The sequence below is a fragment of the Streptomyces sp. 3330 genome (assembly GCF_031456635.1).
Lineage (GTDB): Bacteria > Actinomycetota > Actinomycetes > Streptomycetales > Streptomycetaceae > Streptomyces.
This window is the reverse complement of the sequence record NZ_JAVDVA010000001.1, coordinates 603,598-624,554: the sequence shown is the minus strand read 5'-3', so window position 1 is coordinate 624,554 and position 20,957 is coordinate 603,598. Positions and strand designations below refer to the sequence as shown.

At 72.2% G+C, this 20,957-nt stretch carries 12 protein-coding genes; 10 read left to right on the top strand and 2 right to left on the bottom strand.

Annotation, left to right across the window (positions count from 1 at the left end; genetic code table 11):
• The first annotated feature begins 40 nt into the window (after positions 1–40).
• The 10 genes from J2X68_RS02720 to galE all read left to right on the top strand — a co-directional run bounded on the left by J2X68_RS02720 (position 41) and on the right by galE (position 17,199).
• Positions 41–1,546: a CYTH and CHAD domain-containing protein gene (locus J2X68_RS02720; protein ID WP_310430764.1), complete on the top strand. Its 1,506-nt coding sequence runs from the start codon at positions 41–43 to the stop codon at positions 1,544–1,546.
• 92 nt (positions 1,547–1,638) lie between these two features.
• Positions 1,639–3,588, top strand: a complete 1,950-nt coding sequence (locus tag J2X68_RS02715; protein ID WP_310430763.1) for a TIGR03960 family B12-binding radical SAM protein — start codon at positions 1,639–1,641, stop codon at positions 3,586–3,588.
• Between the two features lie 444 nt (positions 3,589–4,032).
• Complete coding sequence (locus tag J2X68_RS02710; protein ID WP_310430762.1) at positions 4,033–5,175, top strand: hypothetical protein; 1,143 nt, start codon at positions 4,033–4,035, stop codon at positions 5,173–5,175.
• Between the two features lie 48 nt (positions 5,176–5,223).
• Positions 5,224–5,988, top strand: coding sequence for a TIGR03936 family radical SAM-associated protein (locus tag J2X68_RS02705; protein ID WP_310430761.1), 765 nt, complete (start codon positions 5,224–5,226; stop codon positions 5,986–5,988).
• A gap of 276 nt (positions 5,989–6,264) precedes the next feature.
• Positions 6,265–10,422, top strand: a complete 4,158-nt coding sequence (locus J2X68_RS02700) for an Rne/Rng family ribonuclease (protein WP_310430760.1) — start codon at positions 6,265–6,267, stop codon at positions 10,420–10,422.
• A gap of 485 nt (positions 10,423–10,907) precedes the next feature.
• Complete coding sequence (locus J2X68_RS02695) at positions 10,908–12,023, top strand: DegT/DnrJ/EryC1/StrS family aminotransferase (RefSeq protein ID WP_399039203.1); 1,116 nt, start codon at positions 10,908–10,910, stop codon at positions 12,021–12,023.
• Entirely contained in the window at positions 12,020–13,045 is a 1,026-nt protein-coding gene (locus tag J2X68_RS02690; protein WP_310430758.1) for a Gfo/Idh/MocA family oxidoreductase, read from the top strand. Before J2X68_RS02695 ends, J2X68_RS02690 begins: the two co-directional genes overlap by 4 nt.
• Before the next feature lie 110 nt (positions 13,046–13,155).
• On the top strand, positions 13,156–14,865 hold the full coding sequence (locus tag J2X68_RS02685; RefSeq protein ID WP_310430757.1) for a glycosyltransferase: 1,710 nt from the start codon (positions 13,156–13,158) through the stop codon (positions 14,863–14,865).
• 9 nt (positions 14,866–14,874) lie between these two features.
• On the top strand, positions 14,875–16,158 hold the full coding sequence (locus tag J2X68_RS02680; protein WP_310430756.1) for a nucleotide sugar dehydrogenase: 1,284 nt from the start codon (positions 14,875–14,877) through the stop codon (positions 16,156–16,158).
• Between the two features lie 72 nt (positions 16,159–16,230).
• Complete coding sequence (gene galE, locus J2X68_RS02675; protein WP_310430755.1) at positions 16,231–17,199, top strand: UDP-glucose 4-epimerase GalE; 969 nt, start codon at positions 16,231–16,233, stop codon at positions 17,197–17,199.
• A 328-nt stretch (positions 17,200–17,527) separates the two neighbouring features.
• Here the strand turns inward: galE and J2X68_RS02670 are convergent, their stop codons facing one another.
• Together J2X68_RS02670 and J2X68_RS02665 are read right to left on the bottom strand one after the other, a co-directional pair.
• Positions 17,528–19,681 (bottom strand): glycosyltransferase, encoded by a 2,154-nt coding sequence (locus J2X68_RS02670; RefSeq protein WP_310430754.1) that lies wholly within the window; start codon positions 19,679–19,681, stop codon positions 17,528–17,530.
• Positions 19,678–20,922, bottom strand: a complete 1,245-nt coding sequence (locus J2X68_RS02665) for a glycosyltransferase (protein WP_310430907.1) — start codon at positions 20,920–20,922, stop codon at positions 19,678–19,680. Before J2X68_RS02665 ends, J2X68_RS02670 begins: the two co-directional genes overlap by 4 nt.
• Positions 20,923–20,957 lie beyond the last annotated feature (35 nt).

The window sequence follows — 20,957 nt, the reverse complement described above, 5'->3', positions numbered from 1 at the left end:
TGCACTGCCGCTCGGGCCCGACTCCGACTAGGTTCGATTCATGACGGAGACGAAACGCGAGATCGAGCGCAAGTACGAATCCGATGAGAGCGGGCTGCCCGACCTGACCGGTGTCGCCGGGGTCGCGTCCGTCCTCGACAAGGGCGTCACCGAGCTGGACGCGACCTACTACGACACCTCCGACCTGCGTCTGGCCTCGGCCTCGATCACCCTGCGCCGGCGCACCGGGGGATCCGACGCCGGCTGGCACCTGAAACTGCCGGTGGCGCCCGGCATCCGGGACGAGATCAGGGCCCCTCTCTCCGACACCGTGCCCGACGAACTCGCCGGGCTGGTCCGCTCCCGCGTCCGTGAGGGACAGCTGGTGCCCGTGGTGCGGCTGCGCTCCAGCCGGGACGTCCGCGAACTCGTCGACGCCCGGGGCCGGCTGCTCGCCGAGGCGAGTGTGGACGCCGTACGCGCGGACCGGCAGTTCGGCGGCGAGGGCAGCGCGCAGTGGACCGAGATCGAGGTGGAGCTGGCCGACGGCGGCGATCCGGTGCTGCTCGACAAGGTCGAGAAGCGGCTGCGCAAGGCGGGCGTACGGCCGTCGAAGTCCGCGTCCAAGCTGGAGCGGGCGCTGGCGGAGACGCAGGGCGGGCATCCGCGGCCGCGGGACGAGGGCCCCGCCGAGCCCGTCACCGCCGGCGATCACGTCCTGGCGTACATCCGGGCCCAGCGGGACGCCGTCGTCGAGCTGGACCCGGCCGTGCGCCGGGACGTCGAGGAGTCGATCCACGACATGCGGGTCGCCACCCGCCGGCTGCGCAGCACGTTCCGTTCCTTCCACAAGGTCCTCGACCGGCAGGTCACCGACCCGATCGGCGCCGAACTGAAGTGGCTGGCCGGGGAACTGGGCGTGGGCCGCGACCACGAGGTGCTGGCCGAACGGCTGGAAGCGGCCCTCGGCGACCTGCCGTCCGCTCTCGTCTCCGGGCCGATCCACGACCGGTTGAGCACCTGGGCCAAGGCCGGGGAGCACGGCTCCCGCCGCCGGCTGCTCGGCGTGCTCGACTCCCCGCGCTACCTGACGCTCCTCGACAGCCTGGACGCCGTGGTCAGCGACCCGCCGACCCTCCGGGCGGCCGGCAAGAAGCCGGACAAGGTGCTCGCCAAGGCCGTGCGCAAGGACTTCGAGAAGGTGTCCGCGCTGGTCGACAAGGCCATGGCACAGGAGCCGGGTGTCGACCGCGACCTCGCGCTGCACGAGGCCCGCAAGAAGGCCAAGCGGACGCGCTACGCGGCCGAGACGGCCGGTCCGGCCCTGGGCGGCACGGCCAAGTCCCTGGTCAAGTCCATGAAGTCGCTCCAGAGCCTGCTCGGCGACCACCAGGACAGCGTGATGGCCCGCACCACCCTGCGGGAGCTGTCCGCGGTGGCGCACGCGGCGGGGGAGAGCTCCTTCACGTACGGCGTGCTGTACGCCCGCGAGGAGCGGCGCGCGGAGCGGGTGGAGGAGGCCCTGCCGGCGGAGTGGAAGAAGACCAGGGCCTCGATGGAGGTCTAGCACCGGGGGCCGCGGGGACGGGGGAGTCCTCCGAGCGGGTTACGCTTGATGGTCACCCCTGTCCCCCGTCAGCTCACGAAGGTAATGCCGCGATGTCTGTCGAGTCGGTCTTCCCGCAGCTAGAAGCCTTGCTCCCGCATGTGCAGAAGCCGATCCAGTACGTGGGCGGCGAGCTCAACTCCACCGTCAAGCCCTGGGAGTCCTGCGACGTCCGCTGGGCGCTCATGTACCCGGACGCGTACGAGGTCGGGCTGCCCAACCAGGGCGTCATGATCCTCTACGAGGTGCTGAACGAGCAGGAGGGGGTCCTGGCCGAGCGCACGTACAGCGTGTGGCCGGACCTGGAGGCGCTGATGCGGGAGCACGCGGTGCCGCAGTTCACCGTGGACGGCCACCGTCCGGTGAAGGCCTTCGACGTGTTCGGACTGTCCTTCTCCACGGAGCTGGGCTACACGAACATGCTCACGGCGCTGGACCTCGCCGGGATCCCGCTGGAGTCCAAGGACCGCGGTCTCGACGACCCGATCGTGCTGGCGGGCGGCCACGCGGCCTTCAACCCCGAGCCGATCGCCGACTTCATCGACGCGGCGGTCATCGGTGACGGCGAGCAGGCCGTGCTGGACATGACGAAGATCATCCGCGAGTGGAAGGCGGAGGGCCGGCCGGGTGGCCGCGACGAGGTCCTCTTCCGGCTCGCGAAGACGGGCGCGGTGTACATCCCGCGCTTCTACGACGTGGAGTACCTGCCGGACGGCCGGATCGCGCGTGTGGTGCCGAACAGGTCGGGCGTTCCGTGGCGCGTGTCCAAGCACACGGTCATGGACCTCGACGAGTGGCCCTACCCCAAGCAGCCGCTGGTCCCGCTCGCGGAGACGGTGCACGAGCGCATGTCGGTCGAGATCTTCCGCGGCTGCACCCGCGGCTGCCGCTTCTGCCAGGCCGGCATGATCACCCGCCCGGTGCGCGAGCGGTCGATCACCGGTATCGGCGACATGGTCGAGAAGGGCCTGAAGGCGACCGGCTTCGAGGAGGTCGGCCTGCTGTCGCTGTCGAGCGCCGACCACAGCGAGATCGGCGAGGTCGCGAAGGGCCTCGCGGACCGCTACGAAGAGGACAAGATCGGCCTGTCCCTTCCCTCCACCCGCGTGGACGCCTTCAACGTGGACCTGGCGAACGAGCTGACCCGCAACGGCCGCCGGTCCGGCCTGACCTTCGCCCCCGAGGGCGGCTCGGAGCGCATGCGCAAGGTCATCAACAAGATGGTCTCCGAAGAGGACCTGATCCGGACGGTCTCCACCGCGTACGGCAACGGCTGGCGCCAGGTGAAGCTGTACTTCATGTGCGGTCTGCCGACGGAGACGGACGAGGACGTCCTGCAGATCGCCGACATGGCGATGAAGGTGATCGCCGAGGGCCGCAAGGTCTCCGGCCAGAACGACATCCGCTGCACGGTGTCGATCGGCGGGTTCGTGCCGAAGCCGCACACGCCGTTCCAGTGGGCGCCGCAGCTCTCCGCCGAGGAGACCGACGCGCGCCTGACGAAGCTCCGCGACAAGATCCGGGGCGACAAGAAGTACGGCCGCTCCATCGGCTTCCGCTACCACGACGGCAAGCCGGGCATCGTCGAGGGCCTCCTCTCGCGCGGCGACCGCCGTATCGGTGCCGTCATCCGGGCCGTCTACGAGGACGGCGGCCGCTTCGACGGCTGGCGCGAGCACTTCTCCTACGACCGCTGGATGGCCTGCGCCGACAAGACGCTGCCCGCCTTCGGCGTCGACGTCGACTGGTACACGACACGGGAGAAGTCCTACGAGGAGGTCCTGCCCTGGGACCACCTGGACTCGGGCCTCGACAAGGACTGGCTCTGGGAGGACTGGCAGGACGCCCTCGACGAGACCGAGGTCGAGGACTGCCGCTGGACGCCCTGCTTCGACTGCGGGGTCTGCCCGGCGATGGACACCCACATCCAGATCGGCCCGACCGGCAAGAAGCTGCTGCCGTTGACCGTGAAGCAGCCGGCGGGGACCGCACACACGCACTGAGCCCGTCACCGAGTGGGTCCCCCTCCCGACGGGAAGGGGGACCGGGGCTGCGTGCCGCGCTGCCGCCGTCGGCTTCCGAGGCGACGGTTGTTGTTGCAGGTCCTGGGTGTACCGGTGGGGCCTGCTGTTCGTGCAGGTCCTGGATCTACCGGTGGGGCCTGCTGTTCGAGTTCTGCATCTGCGCCTACTGAGCCGGCGACCGTCCGGCCGCCGTCCGGGCTTGCGACGCGCTGCCGGCGATGCCGGACCTGCCCGACGCCGTCCGCGGCCAGACCCGGACCCACCGCGAGTTCCCCGCACCCCACGTCCGGGCCGTTCCCCGGCCTGCCCGGCACGCCGTCCGAAGGCCACCCGGGCAGGCAAGACGGCGCGACCGCGGAAGAAGCGGTCCTGACGCACCCTCAACAACGCATCCACCGCGGTGGTTGTAGCGTCTACGTCGATATGGACCTGGAGAAACCGCCCGCAGGGCCGCCCGCGACACCGTCGGCGCAGCCGCCCGCGCGGGCGCCCGAGGGGTGCCTCGTCGTGGCGGTCCGGCTGCCCGTACGCATCGTCGTGCTCGTCCTCGTCGTGCCGGTCCGGATGGTGTGGGACGCGCTCGTCGTCGTGGGGCGCTTCCTCCGGGACGCGGTCCTGCGGCCGCTGGGGCGCGCCCTGCTGTGGCTCGGGAACGCCCTGTTCGTCCTGCCGCTGATCGGGTTGTGGCGGTACATCGTCGTCCCGGTGGTCAAGGCGCTCGGCCGGCTCGTCGAGATGCTGCTCGTGGTGCCGGTGGTGTGGGCCTACCGGCACGTCCTGACGCCGCTCGGGCACGGCGTCGCGTGGCTCGCGCGCGGGATCGGGACCGGGCTGGCGTGGGTGTACGCGCGCGTGCTGACGCCGGTCGGCCACGCGGTCGGCCGGCTGTTCAAGGGGATCGGGGCGGTGCTCGCCGCCGTCGGCGTCGGCGCGTACACCGCCGTGGCCTGGCTGGTGCGCCACCTCGTCGTCCTGCCGGCCGGCTGGGTCCACCGGTGGATCCTCGCGCCGGCCGGCCGGGCGATCGCCTGGTGCGCACAAGGGGTGTGGCGGCTTCTGACGTTGCTCGCCACCGGGACCGGCCTCGTCCTGTACTGGACCGCCCGGATCCTGGTCGTGCTGCCCGCGCTCGCGCTCCGGCGCTGGGTGCTCGCCCCCGTCGGCCGGTTCCTGGCGGTCGTGGCGCGTGAGGTGGGGGAGGCACTCGGGCACGCCTGGCGGATCGCCGGACGGATCTCGCGGGCCGTCGGACGGTTTCTCGGCACCCTCTTCCGGTGGATCTTCGTGGAGCCCGTGCGCTGGGTCTACCGGACCGTCCTCACGCCGGTCGGACATGTCGTCCGGGACGCCGTGCTGCGTCCCGCCGCCCGCGCGGCGCGCAGCGTGGGCCGGACCGCCCGGCAGACCCTGGCCGCCGCCCGGGAGACCGCCCGCCAGGCCCGCGCGGACGTGCGCCGGATGCTTTTCGGGGAGTCGCGCGAGCCGGAGGCGGTCCACCGGCGGGAACCATCCGGGGCGGAGGCACGTACTCTTGGTAGGAGTACGACCGCTCTCACGAAGGACTGAACGACACTGGGCAAGCGACAGCCCGAAGGCCCGCCGCCCGCACCCGCGGTGCAGCGCATCCGACTGCGCTACACCAAGCGCGGCCGCCTCCGGTTCACCAGCCACCGTGACTTCCAGCGCGCCTTCGAGCGTGCTCTGCGCCGTGCCGAGGTGCCGATGGCGTACTCGGCGGGGTTCACGCCGCATCCGAAGGTGTCGTACGCCAATGCCGCACCCACCGGCACGGGCAGTGAGGCGGAGTATCTGGAGATCGCGCTCACCGCGGCGCGTGACCCGGAGAAGCTGAGAATCCTCCTCGACGAGTCGCTGCCCACCGGGCTCGACATCGTCGACGCGGTAGAGGCCCGGACCTCGGGGCTCGCCGACCGGCTGACGGCCTCCGTGTGGGAGCTGCGGCTGGACGGAGTGGACCCGGCCGACGCCGAACGTGCGGTGGCGGCCTTCAACAAGGCCGATGCCGTCGAGGTCCAGCGCATGGCCAAGAACGGCGTCCGGACCTTCGACGCCCGTGCCGCCGTCGTACAACTCGAGACCCACAGTGAAACTGCTGATAGGCCGACGGACCAGGCCTGTGCGATACTGCGCCTGGTTGTTCGGCACGTGACGCCTGCCGTACGACCCGACGACGTCCTGTCCGGTCTTCGCGCCGTGGCCGACCTGGCGCCGCCGGTCCCCGCTGCGGTGACCAGGCTGGCGCAGGGGCTGTTCGATGAAGAGACCGGCACGGTGACCGACCCGCTCGCGCCCGACCGCGAGGCAGCTCAGGCCCCCACAACGGCCGAACCCGCTGCCGCCGCGAAGGCGCCCGCGTAGGGAAGGTTCCGCGAAGGGACGGACGTCGTAGCGCCGCCCTCGTACTCGGGAGCCACCTGGGTCGGGCGGCAACCGACCAGAAGACTTTCGCCAGGCCGTACGCATTCGGCGTACGGAACCGGCGAGACAGGACACAGAGAGCTCCCGTGCGGCGCCCGCGCCCCGGACGGCGGCACCGCGCATCGCGCGAGCCGCGGACGTCAACGGCGATCGATCCCTCGAGATCGACGCCGGACCAGGCGCGGCGCCCGGGAGCCTGACGGGAGAAACGCCCGCATGCTCGAGCCAACCGAATCCGCAGAGTCCGCACCGGACTCCGAAGCGAACACCCCCAGCGACACCCTGCCGCCGCGTCGTCGGCGCCGTGCCGCGTCCCGACCGGCGGGCCCGCCGGCCGCCGGCGCCGACACCTCGGCCGAGATCACCACGCCGGCCATACCGGCCGTGGAGTCCGCCGAGCAGTTGGCGGAGGAGGACCTCGAGGACGAGGTCACCGAGGTCACCGAGGCCGTTCAGGCCGACGCCAGGGCCGACGAGCCCGCCGAGGCCGCCCCGCGCACCCGGCGCCGGGCCACCCGCCGCGCCTCCGCGCCCGCCGGGGCTCCGGCCGCCGCCGAGGCCGCCGAGACCGTGCTGCCCGTGGCCGCCGAGGTGAGCGCCCCCGCCGTGCAGGAAGCCGCTGCCGAGGAGGCCGCCGCCGAGGACGCCGCTCCTCGTCGCCGCCGCCGGGCCACGCGTCGCGTGTCCACGCCGTCCGAGGCTCCGGCCGAGGTCGTCGAGGCCGCCGTCGAGCCCGAGCCCGTCGCGCCGCCGGTCGAGGAGGCGCCCGCCGAGGCCGCGCCCCGCACGCGGCGCCGGGCCACCCGTCGGGCGACCGCGCCCGCCGGTGCGCCGGAGGCCGAGGCGCCCGCCGTCGCCGGGACCGAGACGCCCGCCGCCGAGGCCGCGGCTCCGGAGGCCGCCGAAGAGACGCCCGCCGAGCCCGCTCCCCGGACGCGCCGTCGCGCCACCCGCCGGGTGACCGCGCCCGCCGAGGCCGAGGCTCCCGAGCCGGCCGTCGCCGCCGCCCCCGCCGAGGAGGCAGAGGCTCCCGAGGCGCCCGCCGCTCCCGCCGAGGCCGCGCCCGCCGCCGAGACCGCCCAGGCTTCCCCGGCCCCCCAGGCCGACGAGGACGCCGGTCCCCGTCGTGGTGGCCGTCGTCGTGTGGTCCGTCGGGCCGCCGGCGGCTTCTCCGCGCCCTCGCAGGAGAGCACCGACTCCGACGCGCCGCGTCGTCCGGCCCGCCCCGCGGTCGCCGTCTTCCAGGCGCCCGTGTTCGCCGAGCCGCAGTTCCAGACCCCGCAGCGGGCCGCGGCCGAGGCCGCCGCCGCCGGGGCCGAGGTCCCGGAGGCCGAGGAGCCCGAGGAGACCGAGGTCGCTCAGGAGGCTCCGGAGGAGCCGACCGGGTCGCGCCGTCGCCGTCGTCGCCGGGCCACCGGTCTCGGCGACGAGGCCGAGGCCGTCCGGACCGCCGCTCCCGCCGCTCCCGCAGCGCCCGCCGCGACCCCGGTCGCGGAAGAGCCGGAGACCGAGCCGGACGAGGCCGACGAGGCCGAGGACGCCGCCGACAGCGACGACGAGACCGAGGAGACCGGGTCGCGCCGCCGTCGCCGTCGTGGCGGCCGTCGCCGTCGTCGTGGCGATGCCGCCGACGGCGAGGGTGACTCCGGCGAGGCCGAGTCCGACGAGTTCGCCGCCGAGCAGGCCGCGCAGGACGCCGAGGACACCGCCGAGCAGGAGGACGAGGACGCGGAGGACGCCGAGGAGGAGGCCGGTGGTTCCACCGCGGGCAGCCGCCGTCGCCGTCGCCGGCGACGGCGTGCCGGTGACTCCTCTCCTGACGCCGAGCAGAGCGACGGGGACCCGGAGCGCACGGTCGTCAAGGTCCGTGAGCCGCGCAAGCCTTCCGAGCCGTCCGACGAGGTGCAGTCCATCAAGGGCTCGACCCGTCTCGAGGCCAAGAAGCAGCGCCGCCGGGAAGGCCGTGAGCAGGGCCGCCGGCGGGTGCCGATCATCACCGAGGCCGAGTTCCTGGCCCGCCGCGAGGCCGTCGAGCGCGTGATGGTCGTCCGCCAGAGCGGCGAGCGCACCCAGATCGGCGTCCTGGAAGACAACGTGCTCGTCGAGCACTACGTCAACAAGGAGCAGGCCACCTCCTACGTCGGCAACGTGTACCTGGGCAAGGTGCAGAACGTGCTGCCGTCGATGGAGGCCGCCTTCATCGACATCGGCAAGGGCCGCAACGCCGTCCTGTACGCCGGAGAGGTGAACTTCGAGGCGCTCGGCATGGCCAACGGGCCGCGCCGCATCGAGGCCGCCCTCAAGTCGGGCCAGTCGGTCCTCGTCCAGGTGACGAAGGACCCGATCGGTCACAAGGGCGCCCGCCTGACCAGCCAGGTCTCGCTCCCCGGCCGCTACCTGGTGTACGTGCCCGAGGGCTCGATGACCGGCATCAGCCGCAAGCTGCCCGACACCGAGCGGGCCCGGCTGAAGACCATCCTCAAGAAGATCGTCCCCGAGGACGCGGGCGTCATCGTGCGCACCGCCGCCGAGGGCGCGAGCGAGGACGAGCTGCGCCGCGACGTCGAGCGACTGCAGGGCCAGTGGGAGGACATCCAGAAGAAGGCGAAGAACGGCGGCAACGCCCCGACGCTGCTGTACGGCGAGCCGGACATGACCGTCCGGGTCGTGCGCGACATCTTCAACGAGGACTTCTCCAAGGTCATCGTCAGCGGTGACGAGGCCTGGTCGACCATCCACGGGTACGTCTCGCACGTCGCGCCCGACCTGGCCGACCGCCTGTCCCGGTGGACCTCCGAGGTCGACGTCTTCGCCACGTACCGGATCGACGAGCAGCTCGCCAAGGCGCTGGACCGCAAGGTCTGGCTGCCCAGCGGCGGTTCGCTGGTGATCGACCGGACCGAGGCGATGGTCGTCGTCGACGTCAACACCGGCAAGTTCACCGGTCAGGGCGGCAACCTCGAGGAGACGGTCACCAGGAACAACCTGGAGGCGGCCGAGGAGATCGTGCGCCAGCTGCGGCTGCGCGACCTCGGCGGCATCATCGTGATCGACTTCATCGACATGGTGCTGGAGTCCAACCGGGACCTGGTGCTGCGGCGCCTGCTGGAGTGCCTGGGCCGCGACCGCACGAAGCACCAGGTCGCTGAGGTGACCTCGCTGGGGCTCGTGCAGATGACCCGCAAGCGGGTCGGCCAGGGGCTGCTGGAGTCGTTCTCCGAGACCTGTGTGCACTGCAACGGGCGCGGCGTCATCGTCCACATGGAGCAGCCGGCCGCGGCCGGTGGCGGCGGCAAGCGCAAGAAGCGCGGCCGCGGTGGCGACGGGCAGGGCCACGACCACGAGCACGACACGGTGACGGCCGACGTCGCCGAGTCGCTCGCGGGCGCCGGGCAGGAGACGGAGAGCGAGGCCGAGGTCGCCGCCGAGGTGGCCGAGCCGGTCGCGCTCGCGGCCCCCGAGTTCGCGCCGGACGAGGAGCTGTACAGCAGCATCGCAGAGGCGGAGGCCTCCGCCTCGCGTGGCCGCGGCCGTCGTCGGGCGAGCCGTCGGGCGTCCGCTCCGGCGGGTGCGCCGAGGGGCGGCGCGTCGCGCAGGTCGGGCGACTACGAGCCGAGTGCCGTCCAGGCGCCGGCCGAGGAGATCGCCGAGGCGCCCACCGCGCAGGAGGTCACCGCCGAGGCGGAGGCCGAGCGCCCGGTGCAGCCGGCCGAGGCGGTCACCGCGGGCGCCGAGCCGGTCGCCGTCGAGGACCCGGTCGTCGAGGCTCCCGTGGTCGAGGCCCCGGTGGCCGAGGCCCCGGCCGTCGAGGCTCCGGTCGTCGACGAGGCCGCGCCCAAGGGCCGCACCCGTCGTCGCGCCACCCGCAAGGTGTCCGCGCCGGCCGGTTCGCCCGCCGGGGCGGAGGCCGCCGTGCTGACGGTCGCCGAGCCGTCGGTCGCACCGGCCCCGGCCGCCGAGGTCGCTCCGGTGGAGCAGCCCGAGGCGGAGCAGGTCGCCGAGCCCGTCGCCGAGAGCGCGGCCCCGGCCCGCCCGCGGCGCCGTGCCGTGCGCAAGGCCACCGCGCCGACCGCGTCCGAGGAGACGGCCGTCGTGGTCGTGCCGTCGGTCGTGGAGAGCGTCGCCGAGGAGACCGAGGCGCCCGCCGAGGAGGCGGAGGCCGCTCCGGCGAAGAAGGCGGCCGCGCGCAAGACGGCGAAGAAGGCCACGGCGAAGAAGGCCGCCACCAAGAAGACGGCGGCGGTGAAGAAGACGGCCGCGAAGAAGACCGTCGCCAAGAAGACGACGGCGAAGAAGGCCGCGAAGACGGCGTCGAAGACGACGGCGGCGGCCCAGCAGGGTCAGCCGACCGTCTCGGCCTCCACGGAGGAGTGACTCCGGCTTCTGCCGAGGGCACCCGGATCCGGCTGATCCCGGCGGATCGGGCCTGATGTCGGCCGAGCCTGTCCGACCGCCACGCGGGCACCCGGTATCCTCCGGGTGCCCGCGTCGCATTGTGTTCGGCAGCGAGTTACTCTGTGTCCCGCTTGTGATGGAGCGCACGCTCTGCGTGAGTTTCACTGTGGTAACCCTGGGGAAAATCGCTGTCCGCGTGCTGGTAACGTGCACTGTGGTCCCGGTGGCCAAAGACATGCACACCGTGACCCCGGCCGATGAGCACATCCGGTCTTCCAACCGGACACGGCTGACTTCCCGCAAGGAGCCCTCAGGGGGGCGGGGTCCTGTGTACAACCCGTCCGCCCGCTCACAGGCATCGGCGGACAACCAGGGATGCGGCCGTGCTGAGCATCGACACGGTCTCTTCCCGACCATGCAAGACGTGGTGCGGCTTAGAGGTCGCCGTAGAGGAGGGGATGTCGATGACCGACGCCCGTGAGTTCATACCGGCCGCCAAACCCGTGATCGGCGAGGAGGAGATCGAGGCCGCGGTGCGCGTGCTGCGCAGCGGCATGGTCGTCCAGGGGCCCGAGGTGGCCGCCTTCGAGGAGGAGTTCTCGGAGCTCGTCGACGGGCGTCACTGCGTCGCGGTCAACTCCGGTACCTCCGCGCTGCACCTTTCGCTCCTCGCCCTCGGTCTCGGTCCGGGCGACGAGGTCATCGTGCCGTCGTTCTCCTTCGCCGCGTCCGCCAACGCGGTACGGCTGGTCGGCGCCGACGTGGTCTTCGCCGACATCGACCCGGACACGTACTGCCTGGACCCGGCCGCGGTCGAGGCCGCGCTGTCGCCCCGCACCGCCGCGATCATGCCGGTCCACCTGTACGGGCACCCGGCCGCCATGGACAAGATCATGGCGATCGCCGAGCAGCACGGGCTCGCCGTGATCGAGGACGCCTGCCAGGCCCACGCGGCCGCACTGCACGGCACCCCGGTCGGAGCCTTCGGCGCCGCGGGCACCTTCAGCTTCTACCCGACGAAGAACATGCACAGCCTCGAGGGCGGCATGATCTCCACCGGTGACGCGGAGACCGCCCGCACCCTGCGCCTGCTGCGCAACCAGGGCATGGAGAAGCGCTACGCCAACGAGATCGTCGGCGCCAACGTGCGCATGACGGACGTGTCCGCCGCCATCGGCCGCGTCCAGCGCGGCAAGCTGACCGGCTGGACCGAGCAGCGCATCGCCAACGCCGCGTACCTCACCGAGCACATCACCGCGCCGAACGTGGTCACGCCGAAGGTCGCCGAGGGCGCCCGGCACATCTACCACCAGTACACGGTGCGCGTCCTGGGTGACCGCGACGCCGCCATGGCCAGGCTGACCGAGGCCGGCATCGGCAACGCGGTGTACTACCCGACTCCCATCCACCGGCTGAAGCCGTACTGGGAGCCGGACCAGAAGGCGGGCCGCGACTGGGACCTGCCCGAGACGGACCGCGCGGCCGCCCAGGTCGTGTCGCTGCCCGTGCACCCGGCCCTGTCCGCCCAGGATCTTGAGCGCATCGTCACCGCCGTCAATGCTCTGGGGGAGCAACTGTGAGTACCGGGAAGTCGCTGCGAGCGGGACTCGTCGGCCTCGGTTCCATGGGGCGTCACCACGCCCGCGTCCTGTCGGGTCTGGAGGGCGTCGACCTCGTCGGCGTCGTCGACCCGATGGGCGACAAGTTCGGCGCCGCCCAGGGCGTGCCGATCCTGAACACCGTCGAGGAGCTCATCGCGCTCGGCGTGGACTACGCCGTCGTGGCCTGCCCCACCGCCCTGCACGAGCCGGTCGGCCTGGCGCTCGCCGAGGCCGGCGTGTGCGCGCTGGTCGAGAAGCCGGTCGCCGACACCGTCGAGGGCGCCCGTCGTCTCGTCGAGGCGTTCGAGTCGCGCGGTCTGGTGGCCGGCGTCGGTCACATCGAGCGCTGCAACCCGGCGCTCATGTCGCTGCGCGCCCGGCTGGAGGCCGGTGAGCTCGGTGACGTCTACCAGGTCGTCACCCGCCGCCAGGGCCCCTTCCCGCACCGCATCGCGGACGTCGGCGTCGTCAAGGACCTCGCCACGCACGACATCGACCTCACCGGCTGGGTGACCGGACGCCAGTACGTGTCCATCGCCGCGCACACCGTCTCCAAGAGCGGCCGTGAGCACGAGGACATGGTCTCCGCGGTGGGGCGTCTGGACGACGGCACCATGGTCAACCACCTGGTGAACTGGCTGAGCCCGCTCAAGGAGCGGTTCACCTCGGTCACCGGTGAGCGCGGCTGCTTCATCGCCGACACCCTCACCGCCGACCTGACGTTCCACTCCAACGCCGCCGTGACCACCGAGTGGGAGGCCCTGCGGGCGTTCCGCGGGGTGTCCGAGGGCGACATGATCCGGTACGCCATCCCGAAGCGCGAGCCGCTGCTCGTCGAGCACGAGCTGTTCCGGGACGCGGTGCTCGGCAAGCAGGCCGACATCTGCACCCTGCGCCAGGGCATGCGCACCGTCGAGGTGGCGGCCGCGGTCCTCGAGTCGGCGACCAGCAACCGCAGTGTGTCCCTTCAGCCGGAGGACCTGGCCGCAGATGGCAGCTGAGCATCACACATCGGGGGAACGGTGCGTGCTCGGCAGGACTCCTATGTTCTGTGAGACTTTCCCCGCAGGACCCAGCCGGCCATCGGCTGTCGGAGACCAGGAGCCGGAGAATGAGTGCTGCGCCTGACGTCAGCGTCGTCGTTGCCGTCTACAACACGATGCCGTACCTGACGGAGTGCCTGAACTCGCTCGTCGGGCAGAGCATCGGCCGCGAGCGCCTGGAGATCATCGCTGTCGACGACGGTTCGACCGACGACAGCGGCACCGAGCTGGACCGGTTCGCGGCGCTGTACCCGGACACCGTCAAGGTGCTCCACCAGCCGAACTCCGGTGGCCCCGCCGCGCCCAGCAACCGGGCGCTGGAGGTGGCCACCGGCCGGTACGTGTACTTCATCGGCTCCGACGACTACCTCGGCGAGGAAGCGCTGGAGCGGATGGTGGCCTGCGCCGACAAGCACGGCTCCGACGTCGTGGTGGGCAAGATGGTCGGCACCAACGGCCGTTACGTGCACCAGGCGCTGTACAAGGAGAGCGACCCGGACGTCAGCCTGTACCACTCCGCGCTGCCCTTCACGCTGGCCAACACCAAGCTGTTCCGCCGGGACCTGGTCGAGAAGTACAAGCTGCGCTTCCCCGAGCACCTGCCCGTGGGCAGCGACCAGCCGTTCACCATCGAGGCGTGCGTGCGCGCCAAGAAGATCTCGGTGGTGGCCGACTACACCTGCTACTACGCGGTCAAGCGCGGTGACGCCAGCAACATCACCTACCGTGCCGACCACCTGGCGCGGCTGCGGGCCGCCGCCGAGATCATGGACTTCACGGCCGGTCTGGTCGAGGCGGGACCGGAGCGGGACGCGCTGCTGCGCCGGCACTTCACCTGGGAGCTCGCCAAGCTCGTCCAGGACGACTTCCCCGGCCTCGACCGCGAGCTCCGGCGGCAGATCTGCGCGGGCATCGCGCGGCTCGCCGACGTCTACTTCACCGACGGCATCCGCGACGCGATGGACGTCAAGCGCCGGGTGCGCATAGCCCTGGCCCGGGCGGGCGCGATCGACGAGCTGGCCGAGGCGATCAGCTCGGAGAAGAAGCACGGGGCGCCGCCGTTCGTCGTCGAGGGCGAGCGCGCCTACGCCCGGTACGCCGGTTTCCGCGACCCGCGCATCGGCCTGGCCGACCGGGTCTACGAGCTGGTCGGGGAGTCGGTGCCGGGCCGCCTCGCGCAGGGCACCGAACTGCTGGCCTCCGCCTGGGAGCAGCAGGGCGAGGCGCTCACGTACACGCTGTCCGTGCGGGTGCCGGTGCTCGGCGACGTCGACGGCGCGGTGGTGCGGCTCGCCGACAAGGCCATGCCCAAGTCGGCGGACAAGCCCGGCGCGCGCCGGCTGAAGGCGGGCCACGTCCTGCCGGCACCGGTGGGCGAGTTCACGTTCGAGCCGTCCGAGGACGGCGCGGCCACCGTGCTGCACGCCCGGATCCCGCTGACGTACGTCACCGCGAAGCGGGGCGTGCGGGTATACCTGGACGTGGCCGGTTCGACGTACGAGATCCCCGTTCGGGGCAAGGATCTGCCCATGCCGCTGGCGCGCCAGTGGGGCCGGGAGGGGGACCCCTACCGGGCGTCGGCCGTGGTGAACGACAAGGGGCGTGTCGTGATCGACACGGCCCGGATGTACCCGCCGAAGACCGCGGTGCTCCGCCAGGGGCTGGGGCGGCTCGTGCGGAAACTGAAGTCCGGGGCCGGCCGTCTGAAGCGGGCCGTCGGCACCAAGAAGTCCAAGCCGACCGGCTCCAAGAAGCCGACCGGTTCCAAAAGGAAGTAGCGACCCTCCATGAACATCTGTGTAGTAGCACTCGGCAAGATCGGCCTGCCGCTGGCCGTGCAGTTCGCCTCCAAGGGCCACCGGGTCATCGGCGCGGACGTCAACGAGAAGGTCGTCGAGCTGGTCAACGCCGGCGTCGAGCCGTTCCCCGGCGAGCACGACCTCGATGTCAAGATGAAGCAGGCCGTCGACGCCGGGCTGCTGACCGCGACCACGGACACCGCGTCCGCCGTCGCCGCGTCCGAGGCCGTGGTCGTCGTCGTCCCGCTGTTCGTGGACGCCGAGGGCACCCCGGACTTCGGCTGGATGGACTCGGCGACCAAGGCGATCGCCCAGGGCCTCAAGCCCGGCACGCTCGTCAGCTACGAGACCACGCTGCCGGTCGGCACCACCCGCACCCGCTGGGCGCCGATGCTGGCCGAGGGCTCGGGGCTGACCGCGGGCGAGGACTTCCACCTGGTGTTCTCGCCGGAGCGGGTGCTGACCGGCCGGGTCTTCGCCGACCTGCGCCGCTACCCCAAGCTGGTCGGTGGCATCGACGAGGCGTCGAGCGCCCGTGGTGTGGAGTTCTACGAGCAGGTCCTGGACTTCGACGAGCGCGCCGACCTGCCCCGCCCGAACGGCGTGTGGGACCTGGGCACCGCCGAGGCCTCCGAGCTGGCCAAGCTCGCCGAGACGACCTACCGGGACGTCAACATCGGCCTGGCGAACCAGTTCGCGCGCTTCGCCGACAGCAACGGCATCGACGTCAAGAAGGTCATCGAGGCCTGCAACTCGCAGCCCTACAGCCACATCCACCAGCCGGGCATCGCCGTCGGCGGTCACTGCATCCCGATCTACCCGCGGATGTACCTGTGGAACGACCCGGCCGCGACCGTCGTGCGCTCCGCCCGTGAGGCGAACGCCGCGATGCCCGAGTACGCCGTCGACCTGCTGGCCGCCGCCTACGGAGACCTGACCGGCGTGAACGTGCTGGTGCTGGGCGCCGCCTACCGCGGTGGCGTGAAGGAGACCGCCTTCTCCGGCGTCTTCCCGACCGTCGAGGCCCTCAAGGCGCGGGGCGCGGTGCCCTTCGTCTCGGACCCGATGTACACGGACGAGGAGCTCGCCGCCCACGGCCTCACCCCGCACGCGGGCGAGAAGGTCACCGCGGCGATCCTCCAGGCCGACCACGCCGAGTACCGCACGCTGACCCCGGCCGATCTGCCGGACGTCACCGTCCTGGTCGACGGTCGCCGCACGACGGACCCGGAGGCCTGGAAGGGCGTCCGCCGCGTGGTCATCGGCGGCTGACGCTCGTACGCGAACAACCTCGTGGCCCCGTCCCGTATCCGGGGCGGGGCCCTGGTGCAGGAAGGTTTTACCATGTCCTGGCTGATCACGGGCGGCGCCGGTTTCATCGGCTCGCATGTCGTGAAGGCGATGACGGACGCCGGTGAGCGGGTCGTCGTCCTCGACGACCTGAGCACGGGCCGGGCCGAGCGGCTCCCGGACGGTGTGGTGCTGGAGGTCGGCACGGTGCTCGACGGCGACGTCGTCGAGCGGGTGCTGCGCGAGCACGGCATCACCGGCATCGTGCACATCGCGGGCAAGAAGCAGGTGGGCGAGTCCGTGGACCGGCCGCTGTACTACTACCGCGAGAACGTCGAGGGCATGCGGGTCCTGCTGGACGCGGCGGTCGCCGCGGGAGTCGGCCGGTTCCTGTTCTCCTCGTCCGCCGCCGTGTACGGCATGCCCGACGTCGACCTCGTCACCGAGAAGACGCCCTGCGCGCCGATCAACCCCTACGGCGAGACCAAGCTCGCCGGCGAGTGGCTGGTCGGGGCGGTCGGCGCACGGCACCGGATGGCGACCGCCTCGCTGCGCTACTTCAACGTGGCGGGCGCGGCCACGCCCGAGCTGGGCGACGACGGCGTCTACAACCTCGTCCCGATGGTCTTCGAGCGGCTCGAGGCGGGTGAGGCGCCGCGGATCTTCGGCGACGACTATCCGACGCCCGACGGCACCTGCGTCCGTGACTACATCCACGTCGAGGACATCGCCGCCGCGCATGTCGCGGCCGCCCGCCGGCTGGCCGCCGATCCCGAGGCCCGGCTGGTCCTCAACATCGGCCGCGGCGAGGGCGTCTCGGTCGCCGAGATGATCGGCGTCATCCAGGACGTGACCGGTCGCGCGGAGATCGGGCCCGACGTGTCCGCCCGCCGCCCGGGCGACCCGGCCCGGGTCGTGGCCTCCGCCGACCTCATCCACCAGGAGCTCGGCTGGAGCGCGCAGCGCGGCGTGCGGGAGATGGTGGAGTCGGCGTGGGCGGGGTGGCGTCTGCGGCACCCGTAGCGCGCAGGACTCCGGCGCTCGAGCGAGCGCCGGAGTCTGCGACGCCGCGTGCGGAGTCCGCGACACGACATGGGCGCTGAAGCCCGCGTCACGAGCGCTGGAGTCCGCGACCCGCGTGCCGGAACCTGCGGCACGAGCGGTGCGGAAGCCCGCGGCACGAGCGCTGGAGTCCGCGACCCGCGTGCCGGAACCTGCGGCACGAGCGGTGCGGAAGCCCGCGGCACGCGTGCGCGGGGCCGCGACATGGGTGAGGGCCCCCGGGGACATTCCCGGGGGCCCTCACCCATGCGGCGCCCTCGCTCCTGGGACCGGGGCGCCGGCCGCGTTCTCAGCCGGCCCGGTCCGCTTCGAGGATCAGCTTCTCGAAGTGCTTCTGCACCACGGGCCAGTCCCACACGGTCAGCGCGTGCTCGGTGGCGAGCTCGCCCGCCGCGCGCCAGGACTCCTCCGTGGCCGTGATCTTCAGGATCCGCTCGGCCGCCTCGGCGGGGGAGGCCACGACCCAGCCCTCGGGATAAAGGGTGCGGGCGCTGTTGGGCTTGCCCGCGTAGAACGGCCAGTCACGGGCTACGGGGACGGCGCCGCTGGCCGCGCCCTCCATCAGGCCGACGTGGCAGCCCTCCCGCACGGAGGAGCTGATGATCGTGCCGATCTCGACGAGCTTGGACGGGACGTCGTCCGTCGGGCCGAGCCGGACCACCGCGCCGGACTCCTCCAGCGGGGCCAGGAGCTCCTCGAACTCGGCCAGGTAGTCCTTGGTGGCCTGGCTGGTCTTCGGGTCCATGTCGCCGCCGACCAGGAGCAGCCGGTAGCGCTCGTCGTGCCTGCGGACCCGCTCCAGGACGTCCAGGGCCCACTTCGGGTCCTTGGCGACCTGGCTGATGCCGACCAGACCGAGGTTGAAGCGGGCCTCGGCCGGCTTCGCGCGGTTGAAGCCCGACAGGTCCATCGCGTTGTCGATGAGGTGGAACCGCGGGGCCTGCTCGCCGCGCAGCGTCGGCACGAGCGAGGCGGTCAGGTCCTTCACGTGCGGGGCGACGAAGACGAGGTCGTCGACCCGGGAGAAGTCCGTCATGTGCGGCCAGCGCGTGAACGCCTCGTAGCTGTGCAGGCGCACGATGATCCGGGTGTCGCCCGGGTCGATCGTGGTGAGCATGGCGGCCGGACCGGCCGCCCACTCCAGGAACACGGTGTCGGCCCAGTCGAGGTGCGGGCGCATCAGGCGCTCCACCTCTTCCTGATAGTCGCTCGTGTCGCCCGCCAGCCGGTCCTTGAGCATGCGCGGGGCCGCCCAGGAGATCCGCTTCAGGTGCTTGTTCGACGCCAGGTCGAGGAAGCGCAGCTCGACGCCGGGGTGGTCGGCGAAGTGCTCCTTGATCAGATGCAGGAAGTTGTCGTTGGCGCTCGTCGTCACCAGCAGCCGCAGCGGGCGGTCGGTGGGTGCGGGCGCGGCGGGCACCTTGCGGCCGCGGGGGCGGCTCAGTGCCTGGAACGCCTTGGAGCGGTGCAGCGGGGCGACGAAGCCCTCGGCGTCCTTCGCCAGCGGCGACGACAACTGGTCGATGTGCAGCACCCGGTGGAAGTGCAGGAACAGGGTGCGGTTGAGCGCCTCGGCGGCGTCGTCGGTCCGGCCCTCGGCGAAGAGCGCGTCGGCGTTCGCGAGCTGGGCCGCGACCGCCTTGCCGAGGAAGCGGGGGCTGATGCCCTTCTTCAGCTCCTGCATGACGCCCTCGTTGTAGAGGTCCGCGCGCAGCTGGAGGTCCGGGATCTTCGAGGCCGCGTCCGCGAGGGTGAGCGCGGCGCCGCTGGTGCGGCCCGCCCACTGCATGCCCTCGGCGACGTACCGCGAGGTCGCGGCGCGCACCTTTATGGGCATGCCGGGCGCGGTCACGGCCGAGCGCCACAGCCGGGCGCCGACGCCGGAACGCATCACGGGCCGCGGGGTCACGGTGCGCACGAGCTGCGCGGGCAGCCGGTCGACCGAGCGCTTCACATCACGGGCGACGGCGCTCAGCGGCGGCAGGACCGTGGAGTGACGGGCCGGCGCGCCGCCCTGTGCCTTCAGTTCCTCGACGGCCTTCAGCGCGGGCGCCAGCCCGAACTTGGCCGCCGCGGTGCGGTTGTACTCGGCGAGCCGCCAGACCGTGTACACGGCGGCCACGTCCAGGGCGACGAGCACGTCGGCCTGGCGGGCGTGGGAGCGCAGCCACGAGTCGCCGCGCACCTGCGTCCAGTTGCGCAGGCCGCGCGGGGCCTTGCCGAGGCGGCGGCGCACGGCCTGGCTGCGGTGCTTGAGGGTGCGCGGCAGCTGGTGGGCGCCGGCCAGCTCGACCTGGGCGAGTTCCTCCGGGACGCCCTCGGCCTCCAGGTGGAACATGCCCGCCAGGTGCACGCGGGCGCCCTGGGCGTTGAACTTGCGCACCGTGTCGGCGAGCACGCCGAAATTCGGCCTGACGGACGCCACGAGCAGGACTTCGGTCACTTGGCGAGCTCCTCGACAAGGTTCTTGACGGCGACGGACATCAGCGCCTCACGAGTGAACTGGTCGGCGTGGGCCATCGCGTCGGCATGCTCCTCGTCGGTGGTCTCCACCGCCATGTGCGCGGCCTTGATGAAGGACTCGGTCAGGCCGGCCTCGTCGATACCGGGGGCGCCGGTCCACAGCGGGTGGCCCCGCAGCACGTTCGAGGCGTCGTGCTCGACGGCGTGCGCCGACACGATCGGCAGGCCGGTCGCCATGTACTCGTACACCTTGCCCGAGGTGACGAACCGGCCGCCGATGAGAATCAGCACCATGGCGTCCCAGCCGGCGTAGATCGAGGAGACCTCGGCCTTGGCGGCGGGACCGCCGAAGACGACGCCGTCGGCCTCCGCCTCCTTGAACACCTCGGCGTGCCGGTTGGCACCGCGGGTGGCGCCGTTGCCGAGGTGGCCGCGCAGCTCGAAGCGCGCGTTCGCCAGCAGTGGCTCCTTGGCGCGGGCGGCGCGCCAGGCGTTGAGCACCGTCTCCAGGTGCGGGACGGTGAAGTTGACCGTGCCGAGGTAGCCGAAGACGAGACCCGCCTCGGCGTCGGGGTTGTGCGCCCGGCCCGGCGAGCTGTCCGCGTCGTAGCCGTTGCGGACGACGTGCACCCGGTCGGCGAAGTCGGGGTAGCGCCGCCGGTAGTGCTCGGCGATGGGGTCGTTGACGACCCACAGCGACACCGCGTGGTCCAGGATCTTCTGCTCCCAGCGGCCCTCGGCGGAGTCGCGGGCGAAGGCCTCGACACCGTCGATGACGTCGATGGACCAGCCGTCGCGGAAGTCCACCGCGTACGGGACCTTGGAGTCCTCCCACAGCTTCCAGGCCGCGGCGAGGTTCACGTACGGCACGCAGCTGGCGAGCAGCAGGTCCGCCGGGTGCTCCCGGTGGATGCGCAGCACGGCCTGCTCGAGGTCCTCGCGCCACTCGCCGAAGTTCGGCTCGGGGAAGTTCTCGGTCTGGCGCTTGCGGAGCTTGGCGACCCAGCCGTTGGGGTCGAGGGCGCGCGCCTCGTCGAAGCGGCGGATGTCGGTCTCGAGATCCTCGCGCGACAGGGGCAGCTCGACGATCTTCACCCGGGGGTCGACCTGGTCCAGCAGGGAGAGGTCGATGCCCGAGTCGAGTTCCCAGGACTCCCGGGCGATGTTGACGACCGTGACGTCCCAGCCGGCCTTGACGAACTGGTTGGCCGTCTCGCGCATCCGGTACGTGGAGCTCTTGGCGGCCGGGGGGAACC

Coding starts and splice junctions, on each gene's coding strand:
- galE (WP_310430755.1), top strand. CDS start 16,231: ATGTCCTGGCTGATCACGGGCGGCGCCGGTTTCATCGGCTCGCATGTC.
- J2X68_RS02710 (WP_310430762.1), top strand. CDS start 4,033: ATGGACCTGGAGAAACCGCCCGCAGGGCCGCCCGCGACACCGTCGGCG.
- J2X68_RS02700 (WP_310430760.1), top strand. CDS start 6,265: ATGCTCGAGCCAACCGAATCCGCAGAGTCCGCACCGGACTCCGAAGCG.
- J2X68_RS02685 (WP_310430757.1), top strand. CDS start 13,156: ATGAGTGCTGCGCCTGACGTCAGCGTCGTCGTTGCCGTCTACAACACG.
- J2X68_RS02720 (WP_310430764.1), top strand. CDS start 41: ATGACGGAGACGAAACGCGAGATCGAGCGCAAGTACGAATCCGATGAG.
- J2X68_RS02715 (WP_310430763.1), top strand. CDS start 1,639: ATGTCTGTCGAGTCGGTCTTCCCGCAGCTAGAAGCCTTGCTCCCGCAT.
- J2X68_RS02695 (WP_399039203.1), top strand. CDS start 10,908: ATGACCGACGCCCGTGAGTTCATACCGGCCGCCAAACCCGTGATCGGC.
- J2X68_RS02680 (WP_310430756.1), top strand. CDS start 14,875: ATGAACATCTGTGTAGTAGCACTCGGCAAGATCGGCCTGCCGCTGGCC.
- J2X68_RS02665 (WP_310430907.1), bottom strand. CDS start 20,922: ATGCGCGAGACGGCCAACCAGTTCGTCAAGGCCGGCTGGGACGTCACG.